Source organism: Agrobacterium sp. T29 (assembly GCF_006970545.1).
Classification (GTDB): domain Bacteria; phylum Pseudomonadota; class Alphaproteobacteria; order Rhizobiales; family Rhizobiaceae; genus Agrobacterium; species Agrobacterium leguminum.
Window position 1 is genome coordinate 1,460,798 of sequence record NZ_CP040641.1, and the last position, 11,229, is coordinate 1,472,026.

General features: G+C 55.7%; 11 protein-coding genes. 4 read left to right on the forward strand and 7 right to left on the reverse strand.

Annotation, left to right across the window (positions count from 1 at the left end):
* Positions 1-18: 18 nt before the first annotated feature.
* The 6 genes from FGF54_RS21780 to FGF54_RS27440 are packed head-to-tail and all read right to left on the reverse strand — an operon-like array spanning position 19 to position 7,734.
* Positions 19-1,758 (reverse strand): hypothetical protein, encoded by a 1,740-nt coding sequence (locus FGF54_RS21780; RefSeq protein ID WP_142781088.1) that lies wholly within the window; start codon positions 1,756-1,758, stop codon positions 19-21.
* A gap of 18 nt (positions 1,759-1,776) precedes the next feature.
* On the reverse strand, positions 1,777-3,267 hold the full coding sequence (locus FGF54_RS21785; protein WP_168208211.1) for a methyl-accepting chemotaxis protein: 1,491 nt from the start codon (positions 3,265-3,267) through the stop codon (positions 1,777-1,779).
* 44 nt (positions 3,268-3,311) lie between these two features.
* Complete coding sequence (locus tag FGF54_RS21790; protein WP_142781090.1) at positions 3,312-3,953, reverse strand: hypothetical protein; 642 nt, start codon at positions 3,951-3,953, stop codon at positions 3,312-3,314.
* A 29-nt stretch (positions 3,954-3,982) separates the two neighbouring features.
* Complete coding sequence (locus tag FGF54_RS21795; protein WP_142781092.1) at positions 3,983-4,621, reverse strand: hypothetical protein; 639 nt, start codon at positions 4,619-4,621, stop codon at positions 3,983-3,985.
* A gap of 15 nt (positions 4,622-4,636) precedes the next feature.
* A complete protein-coding gene (locus FGF54_RS21800; RefSeq protein WP_142781093.1) occupies positions 4,637-7,387 on the reverse strand; it encodes a tail fiber domain-containing protein in 2,751 nt (916 codons plus the stop codon).
* On the reverse strand, positions 7,384-7,734 hold the full coding sequence (locus FGF54_RS27440) for a hypothetical protein (RefSeq protein WP_210247442.1): 351 nt from the start codon (positions 7,732-7,734) through the stop codon (positions 7,384-7,386). The genes FGF54_RS21800 and FGF54_RS27440 overlap by 4 nt, the downstream gene beginning before the upstream one ends.
* Before the next feature lie 43 nt (positions 7,735-7,777).
* Here FGF54_RS27440 and FGF54_RS21805 point away from each other — a divergent pair, with 43 nt between their 5' ends.
* The 3 genes from FGF54_RS21805 to FGF54_RS21815 all read left to right on the forward strand — a co-directional run bounded on the left by FGF54_RS21805 (position 7,778) and on the right by FGF54_RS21815 (position 9,976).
* Complete coding sequence (locus FGF54_RS21805; protein WP_142781094.1) at positions 7,778-8,671, forward strand: helix-turn-helix transcriptional regulator; 894 nt, start codon at positions 7,778-7,780, stop codon at positions 8,669-8,671.
* Positions 8,672-8,777: 106 nt separating this feature from the next.
* A complete protein-coding gene (locus FGF54_RS21810; RefSeq protein ID WP_142781096.1) occupies positions 8,778-9,230 on the forward strand; it encodes a hypothetical protein in 453 nt (150 codons plus the stop codon).
* Between the two features lie 5 nt (positions 9,231-9,235).
* Positions 9,236-9,976 carry an AAA family ATPase gene (locus FGF54_RS21815; RefSeq protein ID WP_142781608.1) on the forward strand — a complete coding sequence of 247 codons (741 nt, stop codon included), beginning with the start codon at positions 9,236-9,238 and terminating at the stop codon, positions 9,974-9,976.
* Between the two features lie 449 nt (positions 9,977-10,425).
* Here FGF54_RS21815 and FGF54_RS21820 read toward each other — a convergent pair whose 3' ends face one another.
* Complete coding sequence (locus tag FGF54_RS21820; RefSeq protein ID WP_142781097.1) at positions 10,426-10,719, reverse strand: hypothetical protein; 294 nt, start codon at positions 10,717-10,719, stop codon at positions 10,426-10,428.
* 255 nt (positions 10,720-10,974) lie between these two features.
* Between FGF54_RS21820 and FGF54_RS21825 the strand changes: the two genes are divergently transcribed.
* Positions 10,975-11,202: a hypothetical protein gene (locus FGF54_RS21825; RefSeq protein WP_142781099.1), complete on the forward strand. Its 228-nt coding sequence runs from the start codon at positions 10,975-10,977 to the stop codon at positions 11,200-11,202.
* Positions 11,203-11,229 lie beyond the last annotated feature (27 nt).

Below are 11,229 nucleotides of genomic sequence, written 5' to 3' on the forward strand. Positions count from 1 at the left end.
CTTTGCTGGGCTGGATTCTTAATCGACACAGATTTGCAGGCGGCCCGTTGCGGGATTGATGCGCATCTTGCCCTTGTCACTGGTGCTGCCGCATCCTTCCGTGCCGTCGCCGCTGATCTTGATGGCACCGGACACCTCCAGCGTCGCCGCGAAATACCCCTGCGTTGCGGAGACACCTCCGGTCGCGCTAATGCCTTTGTTCACAAGAACGCTGTTGGGTGAGAAGTAGGCTGTGCCGGTAATGCCGCCGGTCGTCAGCGAGATGTAGCCGGTGGCGTTGGCGGTGACACCTGCCATAGAACTGCTGGTAATCCGGTCGACGGCACTGTCTTTGCCGGTCGTGGCAAGGGGTTCCCAGCCGTTGGCGATGCTCCGGCAGACATCGAAGCTGCCGGAGGTGTAGCGGATGGCGCCGAGGCGGTTCGTGTCACATGTCTCGCTGCCGCCGGTAAGGCGCAATGTACCGGAAACATGAAGGCTGCTGGACGGGGAACTGACGTTGACACCCAGTTTATTAGCATGTCCGGAACCGCTGCCTATGTCACCCCAGACGGCATTCCCAATATTGAGCTGGTTAGATCCCGCAGCAACCGGCGCATCCGTGGAAGCGCCGATTATGATGTTGTTGCTGCCGGTGGTGAGAGAGGCGCCCGCGCGGTACCCCACCAGCGTGTTGCTGGTGTTTGTGGCAAGCGATTTTCCTGCCTCGAACCCCAAGGCTACGGTGCCCGTAATTGTCCCGCCGTTAACTCCACCAGCGTTCTTGCCCACCGTGGTGTTGAAGCTGCCGTTCTTGTACTGCATGGAAGCGTGACCTACGACGGTATTGTCATTCCCCGAGCCGGAGTTGGACATCGTATAGGCACCGACGGTGGTGTTGCGGAAGGAGGAACGCATAGCTAAAAGGGAGGAACCCCCAATCACGACATTATCGACGCCTGCATTGGCGTTATAAAGGGAATAGGCGCCTACCGCCACGTTGGAGCCGGCCGTGACATTTTTTGCCATGGCTGCGATGCCGACAGCGGTGTTGTAAGAAGCAACAGAGGTAGAGGCGAGTGCGGTCCAACCGATGGCCGTATTATATTTGCCGGTCGTAATGCCCTGAAGCGTGTCCATGCCCACGCCCGTATTGTAACTGGCATCATTGGCCGAACTGATATAGGCCATGGTGAAGTTGCCCGAGCCTCTCCCAAGGAACAGGTTGCCGCCATTGGTGCCTGTCGGAGTAAAGGTGTGCAGCAGAGGTATCTGGTTTTGGCTGATAACCGGCATACTGCCGCCAGCTCCTGTGCCAAGCGTGCCACCGACATAAATCGAGCCAGAAACGTCGAGAGCCTGGGTGGGATTGGTCGTACCAATGCCAAGCCTTCCCGTTGCAACGTCAAGATAGGGTGCATCGGCCGGGCAGCCGATGTCCACCCGGCCATTGGTCGTGTAGCAGAGGCGGTTCTGCACATTGGTTGTGGCGGGATCGCGCGTCATCACATCGACAAAGGTTCCGGTCTGGGCAAGGGTCGGCGCGATCGGCGCCCACCAGGCGGCCGCGAAGGCGACAATCCATATGCCAAGTGTCCTGTTCCGGCGCCCGGTCGTTGTCTGCACCTGCTTTTGAATCAAGTCTTCAACCCGTTTTATTTCTTGGGAGACAATGGCCCGAAGACGGGCGCATTCCCTGTCGAGGTCTTCGGCTTTGGTTTTGAGCTGCGTCAGATACAAGCGCAGGGAGTCCAAAGAACCGTGAATGTGTTCGGCCACGTCAAAGGCTTCCGTTGATTAGGTATTGAACCGGCCGGCTGTGCCGGAGAGGCCCACAGCCGTCTCCGAAAGACCGGTCGACGCGGTCTTGGATTCCTGGATGCTCCGCACCATGTCGTCCATCTGGTCCTGGAACTCCTGCATGGAGCGGCTTATCTGCTCGATGGCGGCGGTCTGTTCGGTCACGGACCCGAGCATCGCACGGCCGTTGTCCTTGACCCCGTCCACCAGAGATACCGACCGCGAGAGGCTGCCTGCGATTTTGTCGACGGAGTGCTTGAGTTTGGCGATGCGCTCCGTGATCTGCTGTGTCGATACGCCCGTTGAGCTTGCCAGCTTGCGGACCTCGTCGGCGACCACCGCGAAACCCCGGCCGGCGTCGCCCGCCCGTGCCGCCTCGATGGCCGCATTGAGCGCGAGCAGATTAATCTGTTCGGAAATCGCCTGGATAACCCCGCGTGCCTCCTCGATGCCGGCGGCGGCGCTTTGGAGTTCCCGCAGGCTTTCGGTCGCGGTGTCGAATTCGCTGGCGACGTCATTTGTGGCGGTGACGGAGTGTTCGGTCCGCTCCTTGACCGACATGGCCGACGATGAGGTCTCCTCGACGGCCGAGGCAATCTCGGCCAGTGCGGCCGACTGTTCCCCTGTTGCGTTCGTGAGGACATCCATGGTCGAGCTCAACTCACTCGATGCCGCCGACACGGTGCTGGAAGCTTCCTTGGTCTCGGCGATGACGGTTTTGAGCTTACCCAGAGTGCTGTTGTACATCTCGAGGATTCGCCCGATCTCATCCTTCGTGCCTGCGGAAGCGACAACCCTCAGGTCCAGCTGGGACAGCGCTTTGAGGCAGCGCTCCAGCTCGGCTAGGCCACGCAGCACGCTGCGGAGAATGGCGATCAGGAGGATGGCGACAATCACCATCGCCACGACGACATTGATCCCCATCAGCGCGGAAAGGAAATTCTCGGTCCGGTTTGCGTTCTCGGCCCGGACCTTGGCCGCCTCGGCGTTCATCCGGACGATTTTCTGCATGCTCATGACAGCCTCGTTGTAGGCCGTCTTCATCGTGCCATCGAACAGGGTGGTCGCCTCCTCGACCTTTCCTTCCTCCACCAGCGCGCTCAGAGCGCGCTTCTGCTCGCGATAAGTAGCGAAGGCGCCTTTGAACTCCGCGTAGACCTTGGGCTCATCCGGCAGGGAGCTGAGCTGCTCGTATTCCTTCTGCGTTTTTTCGATTTGCGTGACGATACCTACCCGCTGGTCCAGCAGGCGCTCCCGGTCCTCCTTGTGGGGTTCTCCCATGTACTGTGCGTCCAGCGTGTGCAAACGCGCCAAGTCGAACGACATGCGGCCGGATGTGACAAGGGTGGGAATAGTGTCGCCGTTGGCCTTGAGGATGGCATCCTCCAGCTGCTTGAATCCATAGAAGCCGACCCCGCCAATGGCCAGGATGGACAGAATGGAGATGAGGGCCAGCAGGGTCAGTTTGGCGCGAATGCTGTTCAACATGTATCGTTCTTTTATTGTTATCGTTGGTCGAATTCCGCTGAGAGTCAGGGTCTGTAACACACCGCGGACACGATGGTGCGTGACCAGCCATCGTCGTAACATCTGGGATTTCCCACATAGCCGATGCAGCGGTTTGCCGCGAAATCAGGCATAAGGACCCAGTATTCATGGCTTTCGTCCTGGTCTCCGGGACCGCCTCCGCATCCCAGAAGACGCTGTCCACCGGGGCAGCTGGAAACCACGGTATGGGTGCCGCCACGAGTGCACAGTGTTTGATTATAGGTACCAATGTTGAGTGTGGCCGGATCCGGCATCTTCACCGGTAAGCACGAATGGGCGCTGCGGTTATAAACGCTGCCGTTGGCTGCGCAGGAATTGATGTTGGTTAGGTTTGAATTGATATCATTCAGCATGTTCACGTAGCTCGAATCCAGCTTCGATACGACACAACCCTGGCCATCGGCGCCGGCCTGTCCCGGTGCGTACAGCATGCCTTTGCGGCCGCAGACCACCACTTGCTCGACCCGGCTGTTCACGGCGTCAGCCTTGCTGTTCGCCGTCGCAATCTTGGTATTCAGGGCGCTCCAGCTCATCTGGTTTTCGACCGTGCCGGCAGCCGTGCGTTCCTGTGCAAATGCTGCCGTAATGAGGGAGAGTGCAGCGAGGGCAAGAAGAATGATTTTCACGTTCGGGACTTTCATTGGTTGGCTTTGGTTCAGTTCACAATCTTGCAGCAGATGGCGTAGGCGATGGTGCAGGCGTCGCCGCCCCCCGGACGGTAGCCATCCACAGCCCATCCGTTCCCGCTTGGGACTGTAGCGTGGATAAAGGATGATCCGAGACCGCTGCACAAATTGGTTCCCTCGGTCTCTGACTGACCACCGCCGCCCGTCATGATCTCATCGCTGTTGCATTGCGCCCGGGAGGCATAGTGCGGTCCCGGCCCGACATGCGATGCTACTCGGCACTGCAGGCGTGGCGCCGCAGGCAGTGCTACGGCTGCCGTCACGCAACTGCTGCCGTTGAACATCCGCCCCTGGCTGGCGCAGGCCAGCGCGCTGTTCATCTTGGCGTTAAGCTGGTTCAGGGCGGTGTCGTCCACAAACGGCTTCATACAACCCTGTCCGTCAGCTCCCGGGCCAGGTGCGTACAGCATGCCTTTTCTTCCGCAGGCGATGTCTTGGTTGATAAGGCTATTGATGCCAAACACCTTGGCATCCACCGTGCCGATTTTGCTGGAGAGGGCACTCCAGCTCATCTGGGTTTCCATGGTGCCTGCGGCGGTGCGTTCCTGCGCGTGGACGCTTGATAGCAGAGCCAGCAATAAAAGGATGAGGAGGAGAGGGGTTTTCACATTGGGGGACTTTCCTTATTCGATGACAACCACGCTGGTGATTTTGGCTTTGAATGCTTCGTACTCGCTGCGGAAGGTCCTCAGTTCCCTGGCGAGATTGTCGTTTGACGCCTGAAGCCGGTTGTTCTCTGCCTGAAGTTGGACATTGGCTTTTCGGTGCTGCTCGTTCTCGGCTTTCAGTTCCTTGATGGCATTGATGACCGCGAAGCTGATGGGAGTGGTGTCGAGACGGTAGTAACCGTCCTTCTCCTTGCTTACAGCTTCGGGGAAGTGCGGTTGCACATCCTGGGCAATCAAGCCGACGAATTCACGGTCGGAGGGTTGCCCCATCTGATTGTTTTTCTTGTAGTGGAAGCGAACTGGTTCGAGGGCTGCGATCTCCTTGAGACCGCGTGGGTAAGTGCCATCAAGGTCTTTAAGACGCTTATCAGAAAACGCATTCCATGATCCTCCGCCCGGTTTCAGAGCGTGACCGTTGTTCCCGAAGAAGAACGGCTGATATTCTCCAAAGGAAATGCGTAGATTGTTTCCGGGGTCGAGCTGTATGGTTTCGTAGGGATACTCTTGGTTTTCTGGCCCGGGACAAGGACCATAAGCGCAAACACCAATACTGATATGGTTGAATATTCCGCCGTTAGGACTATCAAGCGCTGCTCGGGCAGATGTTGTTCCGATACCCACACGCCCGTCTGTGCCAATGCGCATGCGTTCCGAATTGTTGATCCCGAGTGCGAGCGGAGAATTGGAATAGCTCCCCATGTAGAATGCGCTGCCTGAGGGAATATCCGACGACATTCCACCGCGAACACCTGAATTGGTAGCCATGACCTGCAAGGTCGTATTTGCAGGATTTGAAACATCCAACCTTCCTGAAATGCCCAAATTGCCGCTGAAGTAGCCTCCCGTTCCGGAAATGATTCCAGTCGTGCTTATTCCCGGCACCACCAGTCGTCCCACGGTATCGAAGTAGGCCGTATTGACCCCGCTGGTGTTGATGCGGATGAGGCCGCCGGTTTCGGCCACGATGGAGGTCGTTCCGGACGCGATGCGATCACTGTTTCCGTTTGCGCCGCTGTTGCCGATGAAGTTGTAGGCTTTACCTTCGGTGTAGAGCTGCGAGATGGACTTGTTGGCACAGGTACCAGCAATGACGGCACTGCCAGACACGTACCCACCTGACGGATTATACGTGATGATGAAATTACCATTTTGTGTCTCCCATGTGGGCGCATAGACATGGTTTGTTCCACGGATTCCGGTGTGGAATAAGTAGTCTGAACCATAGCTATTATCGCTACAAAAGATGGCATCGGGCCAGCCTTCCATCATTGTGGTGGTGCCGGAAATGGTCGGGTTAGTGGTAGGTGTGCTGTTGACCCATTTTGTGCCGTTATAGGTAAGGATCTCTCCTGTGGCCGGCGAGGCAAGGGTGACGTCTGACATCGCGGAAAGGGCTGAGGCACCGGTGCCGCTGACGAGGCCGTTGCCGGATGCGATGAGTGCGGCTTCGAAATAGGTATTGGCACCATTGCCTGTTAAGGACGCTGAGCTTGCTTCACTCAGGGCTTGTGCCGTTACGTAATCGCCAGCCCCGTTCAGGTACACAATGACGGAGGAATGGGCCGTCACATCGAACTGTGGTGAACGCACATTGCTATGGGTTACGGCCGCACCATTTTTAAGTATCCGTGCCACACACGCATTTGTAGATGCCAGATTAAGGCAACCAATGGAAAGGTGAATGTTGTAGTAGCCCGCAACCGTAGGTGTGAACCTGCCTGTGGACGTGCTGAAATTACTGTAGGTATCAAACTCTTCCGTGGTCCATGTGATGTTTGTATATGTAGATGTCGGAAGAGATTGGTCGGTACCATTCCGGTGTGCCCTGAACGCCGGAACGTTGGTGGGGGAGGCGCCGCTGCCGAGGCTGCTGACGGGAACACCGTTGATGGTGGTGGCCGAAATGTTATCGGTGTTGAGCTTGGGCAGGTAGCTGCCGTTGCTGCCGAGGTAGCCCCATGTGGTGCCGGCGGTCGTGAGACTGACGATGCCGGATGTGTTGGCGGTAACGCTGAGGGTGCCGGACGTCATCGCGTAGCCGAGACCACCTGCGTCACCCATACCGGTGTTACCGATGAAGTTGAAGGCTTTACCTTCGGTATAGAGCTGGGAGATGGTCTTGTTGGCGCAGGTGCCTGCGGATGTGTAGCTGGTGTAGGTGGTATCGAACGATGCGTAGCTGCCGGACGCCGTGAAGCCTATCTGGGTCGAGACACCGCCGGAGGTCGGCCCATTCACAACAACTGTTTGTTCGTTGAGCCGGTAAAAATATTGCCCCGTATAGAAAGGAGCAAAACTTAAATGGAATACGCGCGTGTCGGTTCCGTTGGAACCGTTTTGCAAAGTGCAGACAATGGCATCCGGCCAGCCCTGGACCATGGTAGTCGTGCCGGAAATAATGTTCTGGCCAGGGAGGTTCGTTAGCCCGGAGCCATCGCCGATAAAGCGGGTGGCGCGTGCGGTTCCGGAAATATCAAGAGTGTAGCTGGGGTTGGTGTGCCCTATGCCCATCAATCCCGCCTGGGTTACGCGTATCCGCTCCACCGAGGTTGCACTGGTCGTGCCGGTCCGGACGGTGAAGTCTCTGCCAAGTGTGTTGTATTGTGCCCACGCGGCGGGCGAAAATGCTGCCAGCAAGGCTGCAGCCATTAGGATGCGGGCGTAATGCCCCTTACGCGTGTTTGAGACGCGAGTGGATACTTTCATGTACCATCTCCCAGCATGCGGATGAACATCAGGACACCATTCACGCGGGTCACCTTGAACCGGCGCTCATGGCTTAGCTTGACCGCACAACGCGTGACGGAAATCGGCAGCCTGTACCCGAGATGCCCGGGTAAGTAATAATCAGAGGCTTTGCGGGAAATTTGATTTCCCCATAGTATATTCAGGTGAATAATCGGCCGGGAACGGTGGAGCGTCGGCATAATTGCTGCCGTATCCGTTTCTTGGTCGAGCCTTATACGCATATGGGTTAAACCTTTTTGCGCATTATTATGCATTTTTGCTAAGTGTAAAGATGTGATGCACGATATATTGGCAGATGTCGCCAATATGCAACCTTTAACCATTTCTATATTGTGATATTGTCGGGGGATGGCCGGTGTTAAGCGAGATAAGCTCGCACTAGTATTTGATGTAAATAAGAATTCTTCGGAAGTAGAACATTCTCGCGCGTCGTCATGGAGAGGTTTTTCTGTCGAGTTTATCGACCTAAGTGGCCTTAAAGGTTACGAGTTCCGTGGAGGTAACCCCAAGCACCACTATCTCGCCTATCATGATTTGATACGTGCAGACGGTGAATGGCAGGTAGGTGGAGAGCCTGCGTCCAATCGGAAAGACATCCGTGAGATGATTACTTACATTCCCAAACAACTTGATTTCAAAGGGTGGGTAACGCTTGAGCAACGGCAAAACAGTATTGTTGCACTGACGTTTGATCCCCATCTCATCGGCAGGGAATTGGAGATTCTTTTTCCGGTCCAGATGCAGTCGCCGCATGTGTACTTCAAAAACCAGAACATTCAATCGACCATGCTGAAGATAGGGAGCTTGCTCAAGCGGGCTTCATCTTATCCGTCGATGTACATGGAAACGCTCGGGCTTTCGGCCGTCCTGGAGCTGGCGATGGTGCTTACCAATGAGACGTTTACGCAGAAACGTGGTGGCCTTAGCCGTTCCCAGGAGCTTCTCGTAGCTGAATACATCAAAGTTAATCTCACGAAAGACATGTCCCTTGATGAACTGGCGTCGCTTGTTCAGATGAGCCGGTTCCATTTTTCGCGCTCCTTCAAGGAAACCTTCGGCGAGTCTCCGATCCGCTATATCAACAAGGAGCGCGTGACATTCGCAAAGTCGGTTTTGCTGACGTCGAGAACACCGATTGGCGAGATATCCGAGACCCTGGGCTTCGGGAGTATTCAGAACTTTATCAAGACGTTTCGTGAGATTACGGGAGTTACACCGCTGGAGTTCCGTAGAACGTCGTAACGCCGGGCGGCTCATATTCGAGCCTGTCGCCAGCGGCGTTGGACGAAGGTTTGGTGGGATGACGGTAGTGATTGCTGCCACTGAGGAAACGAACTAGATTGGTCGCGTGTACAGCATTGTGTTCCCCGAAGTTGTTTTGCCTCACGGTGTTTCCCTGTGGAAAGCCTGCACATCGCCTCGTGATTACATTGCCAACCCCAAGGCAGTTGCGGCCCAGACGTTTAAATCCCCCCAGATGGATGTTCCCTATCATGATAGTGAGGTGTGGTCCGAGGTGGCGTCCCTATTTGCCGTGCAGTACCCCCGGACAGCTGCTGTGGATATCTCCTTCGAGACTCATCTGGATTGTCCATGGATTGCGTTCCCTTGGGCGATTTGTAAGGGGCTTGCTTCGCGAGCGTGCCTTGTCTGGGTCGACGATAGGGGCAAACGCCGCTTGGTACGCCATATACGACTGTATCCGAACGGCGATCATCTGGAAGAAGATCATCGCTGGCTGGAACACGCCGTCCGGAAAGCCATTCCGTCGTCGCTGATCGTGTATGTAACGAGTGAGTGACCGTGATGCCGGCTCCGTTTCTCCGCCGCCTTAGTTACGCCCCGCCCGGCGAGGAGAAGGGGTTTCCGTTCAATGTGCCGCTTTTTACGCGGGAGTTCGAGATTGCGTTTGAACGGCCGATTACGATTTTCTGCGGCGAGAACGGGTCCGGGAAATCGACCCTGCTGGAAACCATAGCGAAAGGGTGCGGCTTCAATCCCGGCGGCGGTAACGCCCACGTTTATGCGAGCCGTGACGATCTGAACGATCTTGTTGAAAGCTGCCGATTTGCCTGGCTGCCGAAAACGAGCAAGGGGTTCTTCTTTCGCGCCGAAAGCTTCTTCAACTACGCCACGTATATAGACGATCTTGCGCGGCAATTTGGAAGCAGGCAAAGCTATCGCCCGTATGGGGGGAAGTCGCTGCACGCCCAGTCACACGGGGAATCGTTCCTGTCGTTGTTTGCCCACCGGATCGGCGGCAAGGGAGTTTACATTTTTGACGAGCCGGAAGCCGCGCTTTCGCCTATGCGACAGTTGGCGTTCCTGGCGCTCCTTCGGGAGATTTTGCGATCCGGCGACTCCCAGATTATCATGGCGACCCACTCTCCCATTCTTCTCGGCTACCCGGACAGCCAGCTTCTGCAAATAGCCGATGGTGCCATAGAGCCGACAACGTTGCGCGAGACCGAGCACTACATCGTCATGCGCCGTTTTCTGGAAGAGCCGGACCGTTACATCGGAGACATCTTCAGCGACGATCTCTAGTCGTCATCGTCATCAACCTCGCCGGTGCCGCCGCAATGCGGGCAGTCGCCGCTGCCATCGCATTCAAAACAAGTGACGCTGCCGTCGTCGTCAACGTATTCGTCTGATGGATGGGATTGACGGTTTTGGCCTCTCCCGTGCCATCGCACGTCTGGCATTCTCGGTCACCGTGGCATGCAGGACAGGTTCCCATGACCTTCCCTCGACGTCGGAGTTACGTCGGGGATCATGCATTACGTTCATGACATTTTTTAAAGTAGCATCCAGAATTTTATCAAGACGTTTCGTGAGATTACAGGGGTTACACCGTTGACCGTAAATCGTCGTAACGCCGGACGGTGCACATTCGAACCTGTCGCCAGCGGCGTTAGATCCGAGACATATTTCATAATGCTCGCAGCTTAAAAGATAAGGGAGGTGCCTAAGCACCTCCCTTGCGTCAGAAAATATTATAAGAAAATGGGAATACGTTTCGTTGTATCCCCTTCTTTTTGCTCAATGTAAGGTTCGTTTCCAGCTAGTTTCTGCTTTACCAGGGTATGATAAATAACGAGAGCTCTTTTCACAACGTCGCTAGGAGAGGCGGCGTGAGTCGCTTCTTGAAGTTCGTCTACTACGTCTCCCAGAGGGCCGTTCAGGCGTACAGTTACCTTCGGATACAAACCTTTCCATTCCTTGCGCTTCGGCAATGGCTGATTTTCTACAGCCTGCTTGTCGCCGGCTGTAGTGGAAACGTTTGGCATTTCACCTCCTTTTCCTCGGTTTTCTAGAACGAGGGCTTGTGAAGATTGGCCCACCATACGCGCGGTGTGACCAAAAGTCAATTTTGTCGACAATATTGACAATAAGATGATTCTGTCGCAAATTTGCCGTGCCCTGATTGAGGGCTTTTCTGAAAGGAGCCATCCCATGAGAGCGAATACCGAATTTCACCCCAATGGGTGAATGAGCAGGAACTAGCCCCCCTGCGCCTGATCGCGGGCCCTCGGAGTTGTATAATGGACCCCGAATTTGAGAAACTCGTCGACCCTAAAGTTCAAGCCATGGTCGAGAGGTACGTGAAGCCAGAGCCTTGGTATTCCAAGCTACTCTGGGGCGTTCTTGGCAGCCTTGTTGCCTCTGCGTTAATTGCCATCGCAACGTTCGTCTATTCAGAAGGAAGTGCTTGCCATGTTGCAACACCCCAAGCGAATGCGAGAATTGCGGAGACCGATAAGAAGATTTGATTTCATAAGTTTATCTCCAGTTTGAAC

Coding starts and splice junctions, on each gene's coding strand:
- FGF54_RS21825 (WP_142781099.1), top strand. CDS start 10,975: ATGGACCCCGAATTTGAGAAACTCGTCGACCCTAAAGTTCAAGCCATG.
- FGF54_RS21820 (WP_142781097.1), bottom strand. CDS start 10,719: ATGCCAAACGTTTCCACTACAGCCGGCGACAAGCAGGCTGTAGAAAAT.
- FGF54_RS21805 (WP_142781094.1), top strand. CDS start 7,778: ATGGCCGGTGTTAAGCGAGATAAGCTCGCACTAGTATTTGATGTAAAT.
- FGF54_RS21800 (WP_142781093.1), bottom strand. CDS start 7,387: ATGAAAGTATCCACTCGCGTCTCAAACACGCGTAAGGGGCATTACGCC.
- FGF54_RS21815 (WP_142781608.1), top strand. CDS start 9,236: ATGCCGGCTCCGTTTCTCCGCCGCCTTAGTTACGCCCCGCCCGGCGAG.
- FGF54_RS21785 (WP_168208211.1), bottom strand. CDS start 3,267: ATGTTGAACAGCATTCGCGCCAAACTGACCCTGCTGGCCCTCATCTCC.